14 protein-coding genes are annotated in these 17,781 nt (G+C 70.7%); 4 read left to right on the top strand and 10 right to left on the bottom strand.

The window, feature by feature from the left end; all coding sequences use genetic code 11:
- The first annotated feature begins 55 nt into the window (after positions 1-55).
- Together D7X96_RS05065 and D7X96_RS05060 are read left to right on the top strand one after the other, a co-directional pair.
- Complete coding sequence (locus D7X96_RS05065) at positions 56-886, top strand: crotonase/enoyl-CoA hydratase family protein (RefSeq protein ID WP_120546592.1); 831 nt, start codon at positions 56-58, stop codon at positions 884-886.
- 51 nt (positions 887-937) lie between these two features.
- Positions 938-1,963: a methyltransferase gene (locus D7X96_RS05060; protein ID WP_121724288.1), complete on the top strand. Its 1,026-nt coding sequence runs from the start codon at positions 938-940 to the stop codon at positions 1,961-1,963.
- 45 nt (positions 1,964-2,008) lie between these two features.
- Here D7X96_RS05060 and D7X96_RS05055 read toward each other — a convergent pair whose 3' ends face one another.
- Entirely contained in the window at positions 2,009-4,873 is a 2,865-nt protein-coding gene (locus D7X96_RS05055) for an Ig-like domain-containing protein (protein ID WP_158626555.1), read from the bottom strand.
- 350 nt (positions 4,874-5,223) lie between these two features.
- Between D7X96_RS05055 and D7X96_RS05050 the strand changes: the two genes are divergently transcribed.
- Positions 5,224-6,891 (top strand): DUF4114 domain-containing protein, encoded by a 1,668-nt coding sequence (locus D7X96_RS05050; protein ID WP_158626554.1) that lies wholly within the window; start codon positions 5,224-5,226, stop codon positions 6,889-6,891.
- A 58-nt stretch (positions 6,892-6,949) separates the two neighbouring features.
- On the opposite strand, the gene D7X96_RS05045 is transcribed toward D7X96_RS05050, so the two are convergent.
- The 9 genes from D7X96_RS05045 to D7X96_RS05000 form a co-directional block, all read right to left on the bottom strand.
- A complete protein-coding gene (locus tag D7X96_RS05045; protein WP_121724287.1) occupies positions 6,950-7,465 on the bottom strand; it encodes an OmpA family protein in 516 nt (171 codons plus the stop codon).
- A 223-nt stretch (positions 7,466-7,688) separates the two neighbouring features.
- Positions 7,689-8,792, bottom strand: coding sequence for a tetratricopeptide repeat protein (locus D7X96_RS05035; RefSeq protein WP_121769120.1), 1,104 nt, complete (start codon positions 8,790-8,792; stop codon positions 7,689-7,691).
- A gap of 201 nt (positions 8,793-8,993) precedes the next feature.
- Entirely contained in the window at positions 8,994-9,347 is a 354-nt protein-coding gene (locus tag D7X96_RS05030; protein WP_121769119.1) for a hypothetical protein, read from the bottom strand.
- Positions 9,348-9,464: 117 nt separating this feature from the next.
- The gene (locus D7X96_RS05025; RefSeq protein WP_147468236.1) at positions 9,465-10,973 is read right to left on the bottom strand and encodes a hypothetical protein; all 1,509 of its coding nucleotides are present in this window, start codon (positions 10,971-10,973) and stop codon (positions 9,465-9,467) included.
- Between the two features lie 69 nt (positions 10,974-11,042).
- A complete protein-coding gene (locus D7X96_RS05020) occupies positions 11,043-12,254 on the bottom strand; it encodes a proprotein convertase P-domain-containing protein (RefSeq protein ID WP_121769146.1) in 1,212 nt (403 codons plus the stop codon).
- 81 nt (positions 12,255-12,335) lie between these two features.
- A complete protein-coding gene (locus D7X96_RS05015) occupies positions 12,336-13,439 on the bottom strand; it encodes a class I SAM-dependent methyltransferase (RefSeq protein ID WP_147468235.1) in 1,104 nt (367 codons plus the stop codon).
- Positions 13,440-13,478: 39 nt separating this feature from the next.
- A complete protein-coding gene (locus tag D7X96_RS05010) occupies positions 13,479-15,395 on the bottom strand; it encodes a glycosyltransferase (protein ID WP_121769116.1) in 1,917 nt (638 codons plus the stop codon).
- A complete protein-coding gene (locus D7X96_RS05005) occupies positions 15,392-16,123 on the bottom strand; it encodes a PIG-L deacetylase family protein (protein ID WP_121769115.1) in 732 nt (243 codons plus the stop codon). The genes D7X96_RS05010 and D7X96_RS05005 overlap by 4 nt, the downstream gene beginning before the upstream one ends.
- Positions 16,116-17,117, bottom strand: coding sequence for an isopenicillin N synthase family oxygenase (locus D7X96_RS05000; protein WP_147468234.1), 1,002 nt, complete (start codon positions 17,115-17,117; stop codon positions 16,116-16,118). The genes D7X96_RS05005 and D7X96_RS05000 overlap by 8 nt, the downstream gene beginning before the upstream one ends.
- A gap of 356 nt (positions 17,118-17,473) precedes the next feature.
- On the opposite strand from D7X96_RS05000, the gene D7X96_RS39890 reads away from it, so the two are divergent.
- Entirely contained in the window at positions 17,474-17,758 is a 285-nt protein-coding gene (locus tag D7X96_RS39890) for a PEGA domain-containing protein (RefSeq protein WP_158616134.1), read from the top strand.
- Positions 17,759-17,781: the final 23 nt, after the last annotated feature.

Here is a 17,781-nt window from a genome sequence, read left to right as displayed (position 1 = left end):
CGCCGCGCGGCATCTGCTCAAGTGCCTCCCAGGTCACTTCGCTGGGAGGCACTGAATGGACGGCACCACGTACAAGTCACTGCGCATCGAGAAGGCTGACGGCATCGCCGAGCTGGTGCTCACCGGCCCGGGCAAGGGCAACGCCATGGGCCCGGACTTCTGGCGGGAGATGCCCGAGGCGCTTCGCGCGCTGGACGCCGACGACTCCGTGCGCGTGATGCTGGTGCGCGGCGAGGGCCAGAACTTCACCTACGGCCTGGACCTGATGGGGATGATGGAGTCCCTGGGGCCGCTGCTCACCGGGGAGAACAACCTGGCGCTGGAGCGCAGCCAGCTGCTCAAGCTCATTGGGGACATGCAGCAGGCCACGGAAGGCGTGGCCCGGTGCAAGAAGCCCGTCATCGCCGCGGTGCACGGCTGGTGCATTGGCGGAGGCATGGACCTCATCGCCGCGTGCGACTTCCGGTACTGCTCGCAGGACGCGAAGTTCTCCCTGCGCGAGGTGAAGGTCGGCATCGTCGCGGACCTGGGCGCGCTCCAGCGCCTGCCGCGCATCATTGGCGAGGGACACACGCGCGAGCTGGCCTACACCGGCGGCGACGTGGACGCGGCGCGCGCGCTGCGCATGGGCCTGGTCAACGAGGTCTTCCCCTCCCCCGAGGCCCTGCTCACGGAGGCGCGGGCGACGGCGCGGCGCATCGCGGACAATCCGCCGCTCGTCATCCAGGGCGCCAAGCAGGTGATGGAATACTGCGCGGACAAGTCCATCGCGGACGGGCTGCGCTACGTGGCCGTGTGGAACTCGGCCTTCCTCCAGTCGCTGGACCTGACGGAGGCCTTCAGCGCCTTCGCCGAGCGCCGTCCGCCGAAGTTCCAGGGGCGCTGAGGGCGGCACGGACGCCTCTTCGCGGCCAGGGACTTCGATTAGACTCCAGACATGAAGACCCTTCCCGGCGACAACCCGACCCCCGCGCAGCAGCTCCACGCGGCAATCACCGGCTACTGGCGCACGCAGGTCATTGGCACCGTGGCGCGCCTGGGAATCGCGGACCGGCTCGCGTCAGGTGCCCGCGGCAGTGACTCGCTGGCGGCCGAGCTGAACGTGCACCCGGAAGCGCTGTTCCGGCTGATGCGCGCGGGGCTCGCCGCGGGCCTCTTCGTGGCCTTCCCCGACCGGGTCTTCGCGCTGACGCCCATGGGCGAGGGCCTGTGCGCGAACGTCCCCGGCTCGCTGCGGGAGCTGGCCATCATCCAGAGCAGCCCGTCGCACTGGCTGCCCTGGGGGCACCTCACCGAGGCGATCCGCACCGGCAGCTCCCCCATGAAGGCCGCGCTCGGCTGCGACATCTGGGAGCACTTCGCGCGCAACCCCGAGGAGGCGGAGCACTTCGCCCAGTCCATGGGCAACTGGTCCGAGCTGGTGGCCAGTGAAGTGGCCCGCACCGTCGACTTCTCCCGCTTCGCGCGCGTGGCGGACATCGGCGGCAGCCACGGCGATCTGCTGGCGCAGGTGCTGCGCGCCCATCCTGCCTGCCGGGGCATCCTCTTCGAGTTGCCCCAGGTCGCCGAGAGCGCGAAGCCCGTCCTGGCGGCCCGGGGCCTCACCGGCAGGGTGGACGTGGTGGCCGGGAACTTCTTCGAGCCCGGCATCCCGCCCGCGGAGGCCTACCTGCTCAAGCACATCCTCCATGACTGGGAGGATGACGCCTCCACCACCCTGCTGCGCCGGCTCCACGCGGCGGCGCCCGCCCGGGCCCGGCTCTTCGTGGTGGAGCTGGTGATTCCAGACAACCGGAATCCGGACCCCACCCACCTGATGGACCTCAACATGCTGGTGGTCGCCAACGGGCGCGAGCGCACCCGCGAGGAGTTCCATTCGCTGCTCACCGCGACCTCCTGGAAGGTGGAGCGCATCCACACCACCGCGAGCGGAACGAGCATCATCGAAGCGCTGAAGGCCTGAGCCGGGATTGGCGCGCGGCTGAAGACCGCGCGCCAATCTCACGGGCTACTGGACGCTGAAGACGAGGTCATCCTTGTCGTCGTAGCTGCCGTTGGGGCACGCACTCCGCGAGCCTCCGTAACGGAAGACGGCACGCACCGCCTGGATTCCCCCGGCCGCGCTGGAGGGCAGCGGGAACGTCACGGACAGCTTCTGGACGCCCGAGCTCTGGGGCGTCGCGGTCCCCATGAAGGTCCAGACCGGCGAAGCGGCATTCGGCGCCGAGTAGAGGTCGAGGACGTCCGTCGTGCTGAAGGCCCAGACCGTGGCGGTCGCCTTCACGAGCGCCCCGGGACGAAGGGTCCCGCCATCCACGGTGGAGACCACCAGCTGATCCACGGACTCATCCGAGTGGAACACGCCGTAGGGCCCATCCGCGCAGGTGCCGAACACGGTGTTGGGGGCGTGAGGCTCCGGCCCCAGACCTCCCCGGCCCGTGAGCAGCGCGACCGAGTCACACGCCGAGCCCGGGGTGCCGAGACAGGCCGGGGTCTTCCAGTTGGCGTCGTAGACGGCGCTCCTCGGCCCGGGAGGTGGCCCGGACGAAATGGTGACTGTGAGCAAACTGGAGATGCCGAGGTTGCCGAGCCCGTCCTGCGCGATCGCGTGCAGCTGGTGGGTGCCCAGGGTGCTGGTCGCCGTGTTCCAGAACACGGTGTAGGGCGGGGTCTGGACGGTGCCCAGGGGGGCGCCATCCAAGTAGAAGGACACTCCCTGGATGCCAAAGGCGTCCTGGGCGGTCGCAGTCAGGGTCACGGTGCCGCTCACGGTCGCGCCGTTCGCGGGCGACGTGATGGCGACGCTCGGCGGCGTGTTGTCGATGGCGTAGGTCCGGGAGACCTCGGTCCGGTTGCCGGCGAAGTCGTAGCCGCGCGCGACCACCTTGAAGGACGAGGCCGTCGTGGAGAGGGGGTCCCAGCTCGCGGTGTACGGGGGCACCGTGTCGACGGCGAGCAGCGTGAGGGCACCATCGGGCGGATGGGTCTGGAGATGGAACTCGACGCGCTGGACCGCCAGGTTGTCCGTCGCGGACGCCTGGAGCTGCACCACGCGCTGCTTCGCGACGGTGTCCGTCACCGGAGAGGTGATGGCCAGCACGGGGGCCGTCGTGTCGTCGGCGCTGTCGACCTGGAAGACGAGGTCGTCATGGTCCGCGTACGGCGAGCTGGAGCACTCCACGATGGGCGTGCCCGGGCCGTCATCGCGGACGATGCCGCGCAGCACCTGGCGGCTGCCTACCGGCAGCACATAGGTGGCCGACAGGACCTGGGCGCCCGTCGCGGCGCCGGGTGTCAGCGACGCCTGGAGGACCCAGTTCGGGCTGTTGGCGGACGCAGCGGAGAAGAGGTCCACGCGGGTCGCGGCGGAGGCGTTCCAGAGCGTCACGTTCACCTGGACCGTCCTGCCCGCCTGGAGCGGGCTTCCGTCCAGGGTCTTCACCTCCAGCCGGTCCAGGGACGCATCGACGTGGAACGTCCCCGCCGTCCCGTCCGCGCACGGGCTGGCCGCCACCGTGTTGGGGGCGTGGAGCTCCGGGCCCAGGGGGCCCCGGCCCACCAGGAGCGCATCCGAGTCACAGCCCGAGGCCACGCTGGGGCAGACAGGAGCCCCCTGCATGACGTCGTACAGCGCGTGCCCTTCCGGCGCGGCCACGCAGGCGCCCGGGCCTGGAGCGCACACCTCGCCCGCGCCGCAGGAGCCACAGGCGAGCGTGCCGCCACACCCGTCGGACACCGGACCGCAGGTCCGTCCCTGCGCCGCGCAGGTGGTGGGAGCGCAGACACAGACGTTGGCGGCGGAGCAGCTCTGGCCCTCGCCGCAGGTGCCGCACTCCAGCGTGCCGCCGCACCCGTCGGACACGGTGCCACAGGTCTTGCCCTGCGCCGCGCAGGACTGGGGCATGCAGGAGCCGAAGAGCCGCTCCGCGGCCTGGGCTCCGTTGATGGACATGTCGGAGTACGCCCCGATCCGGTACGCGCCTCCCACCACCAGCGCGTCCCCGGAGCCAAGCTGCACCATCGCGGCACGGTGCCGCTTCTGCAGCAGGTCCGGCTCCTGGGTCCAGGTGCCCGTGTCGGGGTGGTAGCGCTCGATCGATCCGAAGGTCGTGGCCACGCCATCATGTCCGCCGGCGACGAGCACGGTGCCATCCGCCATGACCGCCGCGGCCGCGAAGTGCCGGTTGGGGACGAGCATGGCGCCGGTGGGCGTGAACTGGAGCAGGACCGGGTCGAAGAGCTCCGACGTGTTCCGGCTCCCGCCAGTCAACAGGACACGTCCATCCGGCAGCCGCGCCGCGACGTGGTCATAGCGGCCATTCGCGGACGTGCCCACCTTCGCGAAGGTGTTCGTGGCGGGATCGAAGAGCTCCACGCCCATGTTGTTGACCAGCATCACGCGGCCATCCGCGAGCAGTGTGATGGTGTCGTCCGCGTAGTGCGGGAAGTTCGCGTCGGTGGGCACGGGCGTCCAGGTCCCCGTGGCGGGCTGGAACAGCTCCGCGCTCCGCGTCTGCATGTTGGACGCGTTGAAGCCTCCCACCACCAGGACCCGCCCGTCCGCGAGCCGCGTCGCCAGCGCCTGCTTCCGGGGCTGGTTCAGGGCGGTCGTGACGGCCCAGGTATTCGTCTGTGGCTCATAGATGTCGACATTGGCATAGGGGGTGGAGGGAGCGCCCAGCGCGCCGCCCACGGCCAATGCCCTGCCATCCGCCAGGGCCACCAGCGTGCTGGAGAAGCGCGGGAGACTCCGCGCCGGGGTGGCGGCCCACGTGTTGGCCGTGGGGTTGTAGACCTCCGAGACGTAATCGACCATCAGCGCGCGTCCATTCCCCAGCAGCGCGAGCGTGGGCGTGGAGTGCGAGTTCGTCATGGGACCGGTGAATCCGGTCAATGCCTGCTCCGTGGATGCCAGAGCCTGTTCCTGCTGGGGCTCGGGCGCGACCTGACCACAGGCAGCGCCCAGAAGACCCGCCAGCACGGCGAGTGTGAAACGATTGAACATGGTGTGGACTCCCCCTCGACCGTGAAGTGAAACCCTCACGGCGCGGCGGCACCATACCGTCCAACCCTGACACCGCGACAGCCTGAATTGCCATTCATTGTCAGCAGCCGGAGCGGGTCTGATGACACCCGCACCCGGCAAAGCCAATCATGACCCAGGCACGTGTTTACGTGGAGGTGTGTATCATCCGGGTGTTCCATCCACCGGGGAGTCCCAACTTGCGTCCGCGTTCTCTTCACGTCCTGGGCCTGATGGCCTGGGGTGCCTTGCTGTCCACGGCCCTCCCTGGGCCGGCCGGCGCCGCCACGCCGCAGTACGGTTGTTACAACCTCAACCTGGAAGAGGATTGGGTGCCGCCCTTCTCGGAGGGGTCCTTCCAGTTCCTGCGTCAGGCGGAGCTCACGCCGGAGCAGACGCTGCGCGCCACCCCGCCGCAGGCGCTCACCTCCGCGGAACACCTCGTGTTGCCGGTGTCCCAGCGGTTGAGCGCAACGTACGTGCAGGACGCCTCCGGCACGCGCCCGTCCCTGGGATACCTCTACGTGGATGAGCTCATGACGCGGGGCTACCTCGACGTGAATGGCAACCTGCTGGATACCAACGGCAATGGCATCACGGACCTGCACGAGGACCTCTACAACCTGGCCCCCGCGACCGGTTCCCAGGCCCGTCCCTACGTGGGCACGACCCGGCGCTGCAGCCGGACCTTCACCTCGGGAGGCCTCACCTACAGCCAGCCCGACCTGGCGCTCAATGAGTCCTGCACCAGCGCCTTCACGGCGAGCGTGCTCCTGCCGGACGCCCGCCCGGGCAGCCACTCCACCGTGAGAATCGACGTGGTGGGGAGCAACACGGCCGCGGTCCCCCGGACGGGCTTCTCGGACAATGGCCTCTTCGCGCGCATCCCCAACCTTCTGGAGCCCGCCCACGCCCTGAACAACGCCCGGGGACTGGGCCACCCCGTCTTCTTCCCCGCGGGTGGCGAGGCGGTGGACCTGGGAACCATCGAGGCGGGCCGGGAGCTGGTCTTCTTCCTGGTCGTCGCGAACGACTCCCTCCACGACCCCTACGAGAACCGCGTGTACCCGTGTCTGCGCAAGGCGGCCAACGGGCAGTGCACCCTGCACCTGAAGACCTCCACGTCGGTGTTCTTCTCCAGGTCGAAGTGGAACCTGGACCAGGACCCCGTGGGCCAGACACCCGTCGTGGCCCGTAACATCGGCTGCGAGGCCTCGGAGTCCTGCCTCCCCGAGGATCCCCGTCCCATCGAGGGCGCGTGCGCCGTCGCCGCCACGGGCCAGAACCTGTGCGGGTGGCTGGACGCGGAGGCCCTGTCCCAGACCTCGCTTCCCATGGAGGCCGCGTCCGTTGCTGTCTCGGGCAACGGCAACATGCCCCACGCCCTGCTGGGGGCGCCCGGCGGCACCCCGGCGACGTGGCTCCTGGCCTTCGAGGACCTCGGCGGTGGCGGTGACCGGGACTTCAACGACGCCGTCTTCCAGTTCCAGGGCGACACGAGCAGCGAGGCGAGGTCGTCCGTGCTGTACCCCAGCACCGTCATCACGGAGCCGTGGTGCGCCATCTCCCAGGTCCGCTTCCGCAAGGAGGACGCGCCAGGCTCCGCTTGTGGCGCCAGCGCCGCCATCTCCTACGCGGTGGCCACGGACTGCCGCGTGTGCAATTCGTACTCCTGCACCCTCAACCTCACGCCGTCCTGGAAGCCGGTGACGTTCCCCACGGGAGCCCAGGAGGTCGTCCTCGATGTCTCCAGCACTCCGGGCAACCAGCTCTGCTGGAAGGCCCGCATGTCCGGGACGAGCCCCACCTGCCTGCCCACCGTCTCCAACGTGGACGTGGGCTTCGTCTACGCCCCCGTCTCTCCCTGATTCCTTCCGGAATGGCAGGGCGGCGCCAGCGACGCCGCCCTGTCGTCCGTGAGAGGGATTACAGCCGGACCTGGAGCTCGTAGCGGCGGTTCTGCGCCTTCTTCGCCTCGGTGTTGTCCGGCTTCACCAGCATGCGCTCGGAGCCGTAGCCCACGGCGGTGATTTCGCTGCGGGGGATGCCGCGCGCGACCAGCTCCTTCACGATGGTCTCCGCGCGCTGCTCGCTGAGCGTCTTGTTCTTCGCGGCATCACCCGTCGAGTCCGTGTGGCCGGAGACCTCGAACTTGTAGCTCTTGACGCCAGCGGCGACGAGCTGCTTCTTCGCGTCCACGAGGGCGTTGGTGAGCTTCTTGAGCTTCGCGTCGCAGCCGGGGGCCAGCTCCGCGGTGCCCGTCTTGAAGCTGCACTGGTTCTTCTTGCCCTCGTCCGTGAGCTTCGTGTTGACGCGCTTCTCGACGGTGGACTTGCTGGCGTCGCCCGCGGCCTTCTTGATGGAATCGAAAGGGCTTTGCGCGGCGGCCACGCCCGGAACGGCCAGCAGCGATACGGCGATGCAGAGCGCCTTGAGCTTCATTCGTGGGACTCCTTGGGCTCCAGGGGGAAGGGAGCCGGAGCCGGAGGCTGCCCAGCGCGGCCCGCCGCGTCCAGCGACACGGCGTGGGCAGTGGAGCCGCCAGCCCCCTACTCGCCCCGCTTCTTCTTGCCCCGCGCAACTTCTGTAGCCAGGGCGTCCAGCTTCGGCGTCCAGAACGCCCGGAAGCGGTCCAGCCAGGCGTCCACCGCAGGACTCCAGGGCTTCAGTCGCGCTCCAGCAGGACGAACTCGAGGACGTACGCGCGCAGCCGCTGGCGCACGTCATCGCTCAGCGTCAACGTCGCCTGCGGGTGGACGCGCGAGGCGAGCTCGAAGAGCACGAGCATGTCGGCCATCCCGGCCTCGACGATGCGCTCCATCCGCTCCAGGCCCTCGTCTGGAACCGCCGCGTCCGCGTCCTTCTGCTCCTTCGCGACCTCGTAGCCCGTGAGCACGGCGTTCAGGCACTCGAGTTCCTCGGTGGAGGTGAACTGGGTGTCACTGTCGCTGCCCGTCATCTCCTTGCGGTGCGACGGCTCTCCAAGCCACAGCGCCTTGCACGCCGCGAACGCGAGCCACGCGGTGCCGTAGTGCCCGTCGTACACCGCCGAGACGCCGGTCTCTGTTCGCTCGGCCATGCCGTGCGGCACCATCACGTCGGGCGTGATGACGAGCCCGAAGCCGGGATACATCTTCAGCAGCTTGCGCAGCGTGGGCAGGCGCGGGTTGAGCACCAGCGCGGTGGCGAAGGCCTCGCGGGCCTCGGCACGCCGCCCCAACCGGGACAACGCGTGGCCCTGGAAGAAGTGCCCGCGGTAGTCGTCGGGGTTGTGCTCCGCGGCCTTGCGGTAATGGCCGAGCGCCTCCTCCGCCTTGCCGGCGAAGAGCGCCGCGTCGCCTCGGAAGATCCAGGCGTTCGCGCACTTCGGGCAGACCTCGGTGGCGCGCGCGTACAACTTCGCCGCCTCATCGAAGCGGTTGGCCTGGAAGTGCGGCTCGGCCTCCGCGAGCAGGCGCTCTGACTCGGGGTCGCTGTAGGGCGGCGCGAGTGTGGCGTTGCCCCCCTCCCTCACGACTCGCGCATAGGGCAGCGGCTCAATGCGCTGGGGCCAGAGCGTGTCGGCCCAGCCGTCCGGCGGGGAGTCCTTCTCCCCCAATGAATACTTCACAGGCGAAGCCTCCATGCGCTGGAGGATCTCCGGCAGGGTCAGCAGGGTCTGCTTCTCCGCGGAGGCCACCTGCCTGGGCGCGGCGCCGCGAGAGGGGGCTGGCGTCGTGGCACAGCCGAAGGTGAGCGGCAGCAGCAGGAGGAGGAAGGTGCGAGGCATGGGGACCATCGTACGCCCGCGCCCTCGTTTCGCCTCACCCGCCCCGCATGCCTTCATCACGCTTCGCGCATGAATGGACGGGCATCAGTCCTTCGCGTCGTCCACGAGGTGCACGGGGACACCGGGCTCGCAGGGTGATGTCGCAGGCGGGGCACATGCCGGAGACGCCGGCGGGAACGTCCTTCCTTGGGCTTCAGGGCCTCACTCCTCGCCCGCGAAGGCGGAGACCACCCGCTCGATGACGTCGCGGCCGGCCTCGTCCGTCGCGTCGGCGGTGGCCCATATCAGCCAGTCGCCGTTGACCGTTCCCCTCCCCTGCTTCCCTTCGGGCACCTGCTTCATCAGCCGGACCTGCGCCGTGCTGGCTTCGGCGTAGCTGTCGAACAGGTAGACGGACGCCCGGGCCGAGCACGACGTCCAGGCCTGGCCGGCCCCCGCCAGGGCTCCGAGCTCCTGGATGGCGGGAGCTGGCTCGGCGGACCGGACCGCGTCGCCGCCGGTGCCATGGCGCAGCAGCGCCTCACCGCGCGCAAGAGAAGGGGCATCCGGATTCATGGGGCTCCTTCCGCTCGCGCACGCGCAGAGCAGCCATGGGATGAGCAGCGCGAGGCGTGGTCGCATGGACGCCTGCGATAGCACCTTCCCGCGCCGCACGGCCAGCCGTCCTCCGCGTCACTCGTTCAGCCAGCGCGCGGAGGACACCTTGTCGTTGAAGCCCCAGGTCTTGCTGTTCAGGTTGGCTTCGTGGAACGCGCCATCGCCCACGAGGTCCCTGGAGCCGCCCTTGTGGTTCGAGTCGTCATGGAGCCGCACCCGGTAGCCCGGCGGAATGCACCAGCGAACCGAGGAGGCCTTGTCGTTGAACCTGTCGACGTCGTCGAAGCGCGCCCAGTTCTTCAGGCCCTGGTCGGGGTAATCGAAGATGAAGCCTCGGTCGCTGAAGTTGGAGTCATCGTAGAAGTCGGCATAGGCGTGCCCGATGTCCGTGCGACAGCGGGTGTCCGCCCAGATGCCGCGGAACTCCACCAGCTTCACCGTCGAACCGGGACCGTCATCCGCGTGCTCGGTGCCGTAGAGGATGAGGCTCCGGTCGGGCCCCACGAAGAGGCCCGCGCCAGCGTCCAGGTTGCACTGCCGTGAGCCATCGTTGCTGCAGTACAGGTGCTTGGAGGCGACGTGCTCCAGGCGCAGGTGGCCATCCAGGTGCACCCGGTACAGGTGCGCGGAGTCGTCACTCACCGCGCCCCAGCGCAGGCCTCCCAGCCGCGTGCCCACCAGGTAGAGCTGTGAGTCATTGCAGTCCGTCACGAAGTTGAGGTTCTGGAAGGCGCCCCACTGCCCGTCCGGAAGCTCCGACTTCCGCCACCTGTCGACGCGCACCCACTGGTTGGTCGCGGAAGCGAGGTCGGTCTCCGAGGAGCGGAAGACCTCCAGCGTGTTCGCGTCCACCTGCCCGAGCAGGAGCAGGGAGTGCCCGTCCGACAGCTTCGTGAACGAGGCCGTGCCCGCGGTCGCTGTTTCACCCTCGACGAAGGCGAACGGGGCCGGCGTCAGGGACGGATTGTAATCATAGAGCGCGATGCGCCCCGGGCCGGGCCCCTCCTCCATGGGCAGCGCCAGGAGGTTGCCCACCGCCTGCATGCCGCCACCGTGGCGGTAGCCGTCCTGTACCGGCAGCGCCGCCACCACGGCATCCGCGACCGGCGGCGGGGTGTCCTCGGGTTCCTTGATGGAGGGGCTCAGCCGGTTGGAGCGGAAGCGCGCGCCTTCCCCGTTGCGCGTGGCCATGTGCACCAGGTGCCCCACGTTGCCTCCGGGGGCGTCATCCCGCTTGGACAGAACGAGGAGGCGTCCGGAGAGGGCCGGAAGGCGCTGGATGCCCTGCCAGTGATTGCTCCCCGGGTAGGCCACGTTGAGGTTGAACGGTCCGGGATGGAAGCCCAGCACCTCGCCATGGTCCCTCAGCTCCTGGAAGCGCAGCGGCACGTCCGGACTGCACAGGTTGCAGTCCGGGCTTCCCCAGACGCAGGAGGTGTCGCCTCCGAGCCCGAGGGCCAGCGGAGCCGCGGTGGTAGCGAGGGCTTCACGAGGAACCGGCTCACAACCGGCGAGCGTCAGCAGGCCCGCCAGGGAAAGGGCCGCCACGGCCCCGTAACGACCCATCAGCAGACGTGCTTTCACGGAAGGCTCCTGTTTGAAGGAACTCCCGGTGATAGCACGTCTGCCGGATGGGCTCGAAGGATGAGGGCCTCAGTCCCAGCGGCTGGTCAGCTTCAGCTTCCACTCGCGCAGCTTGCCGTTGCCCACGCCCGACGGGTTGACGATGTGCAGCTTCCACAGGCCGTTGACGGAGCCGTCGCGCGGGATGCCGCGCGTCACCGGGATGCGCTTGGGCGGCGTGCCCTCGTTGGGGCCGTCCCACAGGAGCGCCGTCTCACCGCCCGGATCCTCCAGCGTCAGCACCAGCTTGGACGGGTTGTTGTGCGCCAGGTCCAGCTCCACCGTGATGTCCTCCGGCACCGTCGCCAGGCCCACCACCGGCTGCGTCACCGTCAGCGGCGTCGTGTTCCCCTGCAGCGTCAGGTCCGAGTGCGCGGTGAACTCACCGGACATCCACGCCGGGCGGCACCAGCCCTCCGTCGCGCCCGAGTCCAGCCCGTGGCACGCCAGCCCCTCCTGACACGGCACGAAGCGCGAGCACGACGTGTCGTTCCCCGGGATGGGCAGCGTCGTCACACAGCGGCCGTAGGGGCTGGAGCCGTCATACGGCTTGCCCTCGCAGTGCAGGTCCGGCCCGCACGTCCCGGCGCCCGTGCAGGGGTCGCCCTCTTCACCCTGCTGCGTGGCCGCCTTGAGGTTCTGCAGCGCCGTCGTGTCCACGGACGGCAGCCGGCCCAGCTTCAGGATGTCGTAGAAGGGCCGCGCCGCCACCATCGCGTTCGCCGCCACCGCGGGCACGTTGTACGTCGTCTGGAGCGCCGCCAGCGACTGCGTGTTCACCACCGCCAGCGCGCGGCGGGCCTCCGCCACGTTGAAGGACACGCCGTGGTAGGTGCCCACCCAGCCGTCCACCGGCAGCTCCACGCGGCCCGTGCCCCGCGCGTACGCCTCCAGCGCGCTCAGCGCCGCCGGGCCCACCTGGGGCAGCGCGTCCACCTGTTCGATGGAGACGAAGCGCTTGTCATCCGCCGTGTGCGCGATGCCGTCCGGCCCGTGGCGGTAGTTGATGATGCTCTGCGCGGCCAGCGAGTTGAGCGGCACCTCCGTGTCCAGCGTGTTGAAGGTCAGGCCGTACTCGTTGAGGAACAGCACCACGCCGACGCCCGCGGGCGTGCCCGTGGCCAGTTCCTGCGTCTGCACCGCCAGCGCTTCGGCCGGCGTGTCGGACACCGCGGCCGCGCCGCAGCTCAGGAGGAGGGGAACCGAGGAAAACGAAAGAAGACGACGGAGTCTGGAGTTCATGGGCTCCATGTACTCCAAGCCGGGCCGCGTGTCGGCGACCGTTCAGGTCCTTTCTTGAGACAGCGCGATGAGACCCTGTGTTCACCGTTCCCAGAGCCGGATTTCCGTGCCCGCGCGGCGCACGAGCAGCGGGCTGGAGGTGCCGTCCACGGGTTCGATGCGGCCCGGGAGCGTCGCGGACCGGGCGCATCTCCAACCGCGCGCGGTGAGCGCGGCGTGCACCCTGGCGCCGAAGCCGCCTCCGTAGGACGTGAGCAGGTGGGACGCGCGCAGCCGGTCCAGGAGGCCGTGCCCGGCGTCCTCGGACAGGTAGTAGAGCACCTCCGCGAGCAGCACCAGGTCCGCCTCCAGCGCCACGTCCTCCGCGCAGGCCTCCACGATGCGCACGCGCGCCTGGCGCCCCAGCCGCTCGCGCAGCCGCGCGACGAAGCGGGGCTCGGACTCCACGGCCTGGACGTTCGCGTCCGGGAAGAGCGTCAGCAGGTGCTCGGTCATCATCCCCTCGCACGCGCCCACGTCCACCACGCGCCGGGGCGGGACACCCTGGCGCAGCGTCCCGAGCACCTTCGCGGTGAGGGCGAAGCGCTCGCCCTCGTAGGTGGACCGGGCGAAGCCCCACGGGTCCGCGAGCTCGGAGAAGATCTCCGGCTTGGTGAGGGACAGCGCGCGCACCACGTCCCCCGCGCGCACCTCCGTGAAGGCCTCGATGCCGGGCCCGTCGCGCACGGGGTCCGTGCACGCGCCGGAGCGGGCTCCGTCCGGGCGCTCGCGGTAGAGCGCGTTGAGCAGGCCCAGCTTGCGCTGGAAGGCCGCGTCGTCCAGCACCGTCCAGTCCGTGGGCCGGGCGCCCGTGGCGGGCACCCACAGCCGGTCGAAGACGCGGCTGACGAGCAGCGCCACCTCGCGGTGCAGCGGCGCATCCTCCTGCGGGCTGTGCGTGAAGACGCGGACGTCCCCCAAGGCGCGCTGTTCGCGGCACCACGGCCCCACCTCCGAGGGCGACAGCAACAGGTGCGTGCTCCGGACGCCCAGGGCCCGGCCCACCGCCTCCAGCTCCCGGCCCGCGCCCCCGTCCTCCGTCACCACCGCGACGGCCGCGCCCGGCGCCACCGTGCTGAACAGGCGCACCACGTCCTCCGGGTGGGCCGCGACGATGAGCGCCGGGGCCTTCTCAATCTCAGCCATGGAATGCACTCCACTTTGAAAGGGATTGCGACCGGTGTTTCAGCCGTGTGCCGCGCTCCAGCCGGACACGTCCTGCGCCTCTTGCTTCGGGAAGCGCAGCAGCGGCAGCAGCTGCTCGCGGATGAGCGGCTCCCAGCCCAGCCGCTCCGACAGCGCCCAGCCCGTCGCCAGCAGCAGGCGGCCCTCGTGCGCGTCGCGAGGCAGCCGCCGCACCACCTCCTCCGCCACGCGCTCCGCGGTGCGCAGCTCCGCTTCGCGCAGCACGCTCGCGGGCAGCGCCTTCCAGCCCTCCACCGAGTGCGCCAGGCCCTCGGCCCGCGCGTCCGCCACCGGGTCCGACACCACGAGGTTCGGATGCGCGGCCTCCGACAGCCCCTGCCGCTCGCACACCGCCTTCAGGGCCCGCCGGGCGCCGCTGACGCCGGAGATGACGCAGATGGCGCCGCAGCCCAGGGCCTCCAGCTGCGCCAGGCCATAGGACTCATACAGCGACTGCCCCAGGGACACGTCCGTGGCGCGGTGCAGGTCGTCCCGCGTGAAGTCCAGGCCCGCGGGCCACGTGGGCTGGTTCACCAGCGCGATGTGCAGGCCCGTGTCCTTCGCGTTGAACGCGTCCACGCGCGTCTTCAAGGCGCGCAGGTTGCCGGACGGCTCCGCCTCGTTCCACTCCGTCACCATCACCAGCAGCGCGGGCTTGCGCTCCGGGGGCAGCAGCGTGGCCAGGTGCTCGCAGACGTCCACGTCGCGCCAGAGCCCCTTGCAGACCTCGTCCCGCGCGATGTGCGTGAGCAGCAGGCGGAAGTCCTTCCCCCACGCCTTGCGCGCATGGGCCAGCACCTTCGCCCGCGCGGCCTCCTTCGCATCCCAGCCCGTCTCGATGGGCCGGTGCCCGTGGGGAACCACCGTCACCGGCTGGAGCGCATAGCGCGCGTCCAGGAAGCGCAGCTCGTCCGCCACGGACGCGCTCACCGCGCCCACGCGGTCGCACAGGTGGCCGTTGCGCAGGATTTGAAAGTTGGGCCAGGCGCTCACGGGGTAGACCTCATCCAGCGTCCGGCCCTGCTCCAGCCCCAGGCGCTGGATGTTGTAGAAGCGCGCGTCGGACGCGCCCTGCCCTGCCTCGCCGTACTCCACGAGCACCCGGGGCGTGCGCACCTCGCCCGCGTAGTACACGGTGCGGCACCAGCCACGACCGTCGAGCAGCGCCTTGTACGCGAGCGGCAGCGACAGGTGCTCCTGCGCCAGGATGACCGTCCCCGCCCCCTCGTCCTTCGGGCGCAGCCGCTCCAGCGCGTCGAAGACGGGCTCCGCGAGCACGATGGCCAGCATCGCGTCGTGGTCCAGCGCGGGCGCGTCCAGCAGGCCGTGCCGCACGGCCTTGCGGAACAGGCGGTTGACCCACGGCGCCGCGCCCAGCCGCGTGCCGAAGCGCTGGCGCCACACCTTCGACAGCCCCCGCCACGCCGCCGGACGCGGGCCCCGGCAGTCGAACGGGAGGTCCACGCCCAACAGCGTGTGCAGCCGCGCGAGGAAGCTCGGCAGCGTGCCCAGGCGCACCCGGTAGCCCCGGAGCACGTCCGTGAGGTCCACGAGCAGCACCTCCACCGGACCGCCCGGCGCGTCGCGCCGCCCGTAGACGAACGACACGTCGTGCTCCTGCTCCACCGGCTGGAAGACGCGCGTCCACCGCTCCGGGTTGTCCCGGCGCAGGCCGCTGTAGAACACCTCTCCGTTCGCCTCCAGGTCGCGCGCCAGCGACTCCTCCGGCGCGTAGCTCCCCAGGCCGCAGGGCCGCACCGTGGGGCTCACCAGCAGCGTGCGCGGGAACGCCTGCCGGTATTCGGGCGCGGACAGCAGGTGCTCCAGCACCACGCCCATGCCGCCCAGCGTGCGCGTGGCCTCGTAGGACAGGTGCACCAGCATGCCGCCTTCGGCCCAGGGTTCCCGCGCGCTCATGACGCCACCGTCCAGACGCGCTCGCAGAGGCCCCGGCCCGCGCCCAGCCGCCGCGCGTGCGCCTCCACCGCGGGCAGCGTCTGGGGCTCCAGCTGGCTCTGGTAGAAGGACAGGCCGCGCAGCTTCGCGGACCACAGCGACGTCATGTCCAGACACCGGGGCGACAGCCCGAGCGCCCACGCGTAGTCGACGATCTCGTCCTCCGGGTGGTGCGCGGAGTACGGCAGGTCCTCGTAGTAGACGACGTTGTGCCCGCCGCGCAGGGCCCGCACCGCGTCGCGCACCAGCAGGTGGTCCACGTGGCTGGAGATGCCCAGCGGCACGTAGCAGATGGCGTCCGGGGACACGCTCGCCAGCACCTCGCCCAGGGCCAGCCGCACGCGCGAGGCCAGGGCCGCGTGGGCCTCCTCGGCCTCGGCGGGGCCTCCGGGCGGCGAGCGCAGGCTGGTGTCGCGGAAGCCCAGGTGCACCAGGTCCGCGCCGTGCGCCCGCGCGAACCTCCGGTCCTCCCCCATCCTGCGCGACGTCACCGCCATGGCCCGCGACGGGTCCACCGGCAGCACGAACTCCCAGCAGCTCTGGGAGAAGACCGTGACGAGCGTGGGCACGATGCCCCGGGGCACGCCCAGCAGGCTCGCGTACGCCCCCAGCGCCACGTCGTCCGGATGCGGGGAGAAGAAGACGTGCTCCGGACCGTCGTCCCCCACGTCGCGCGCGCGCTCAGCCACGGGCGCCTCCCGCGAGCGGCGGCGCGGGCCACGCGTCCAGCGGCAGGTCGTGCAGGTCGCCCTCGGGCGTCACGAAGCCCAGGATGACCACGCGCTCGCCGTCGTTGTGCACCGTGTGCCGGAACGCCCGCACCGGCGCGTCCAGCTCCCGCGTCAGCCCTTCGGAGAACCGGCCGGAGGTGATGAGCCAGTGCCCGGCGTCGTTGGGCATCAGGCGCGGCGTGTTCCCGTCCAGCCACACCAGCCCCGGCCGGGACTCCCCCAGGTTGAAGGTGAAGAAGCTCTTGTCCGAGTGCGGCTCCGACGCGTGCGCCACCACCTCCCGCCTGCGCCGCGCCGTGCTGGGCGCGTGGTACTTCACGAACCGCACCGCCCCTTCCGTGCGGCGGCGGAACAGCCGCGTGAGCCCGCCGGGGCGCAGGCCGTAGCCCAGCTCCATCGCCTCCAAGAGCGCGATGCCCACGGCGTGGCAGGCGTCGTACGCGTCCTCCGAGGCCTCCAACAGCTCCCGCACCGGCTCCGGCACCACGCGGCGGCGGAAGCCCGTCCACGTCGCCGGCTTCGCCATGAAAGCCTCGATGGGTTGGCGCACCACCGGTGACTCCGGGAACCAGGTGGCGTTGTAGCCCGTCTCGAACACCGTGGCGGCGGGCAGCAGCGAGCGCAGGTACGGATGCGCCAGGAGCGCGTGCTGGAAGGTCGCCTCGTAGCGCTCGAACAGCCCCGCCAGGGCGTGGCGCTCCAGGAAGGCCGTGGGACGCTCCAGGTAGACGAAGCCGCGCTCGGACAGGTGGGTGATGAGCCGCCGCGCGAAGGACTCCCGCTGACGCGGCGAGCCGGACACGAAGTCCTCCAACCTCAGGGGCCGGATGTCCGCGAAGCGCTGGGGCGGTCTGCGCACGAGTCCATCACGCGCGGAGGCGAAGGGTCTGGGAGGCAGGGACGGGGCCGGTGTCCGTGTCGCGGTGGCGGGCATGGGATGTCGGGTCGTCATGGGTTGGGACTCAGGCTGGAACGTGAAGCAGGTTACGGGTGGCGTCTGACATGCGTGGATCCCCTCGGACCCGGCCCCGGGGGCAATGCCTCTCAAACCCATCCACCTCCCAGGTCACCCCGCACGCACGCGCGGTGGGTCCGGAAGGCACCGCCCGGAGCGCTGCTTCCGCCGATCTGTACGCGTGGCAACAACGCTTGCGACAGAAGGGCCGGTGCCTTGACGGAGGCCCCCGCGCAGGCGCTCCAATCCCTGTCATGCCCTCGAATGCCAGACGTCTGATTATTGCGCTCCTCATGGCTGGCGCCTGCGCATGTGCGGGCGCGCCCGTCCCGGCCTCGCGGGATGCCGACGCTTTGGAGGACCCCTGGGGAGAGGACTCCCGGCCTGCGCCGGCCGCGGCGCGGGTGGAGCGCGCGGTGCTGACGGGGCTGTGCCTGGCCGTGATGCCGGACCAGGCCCACGTCTACGTGGATGGCCGTGCGATGGGGATCGCGCGGCAGCTGGGGGCGCTGCTGCCGCTGGCGCCCGGGGTGCATCAGGTGAGCGTCCAGCTGGAGGGCCACGACACGTGGCGGGCCGAGGTGCGGGTGGGCGACCGGCCGGAGCCCATCGAGGTGACGTTGACCGCTTCGCCGTGACGCGAAGCGCACCGCCAGACCCA

It is taken from the genome of Corallococcus interemptor (assembly GCF_003668875.1).
GTDB lineage: Bacteria > Myxococcota > Myxococcia > Myxococcales > Myxococcaceae > Corallococcus > Corallococcus interemptor.
This window is presented reverse-complemented; position numbering and strand designations above follow the sequence as displayed.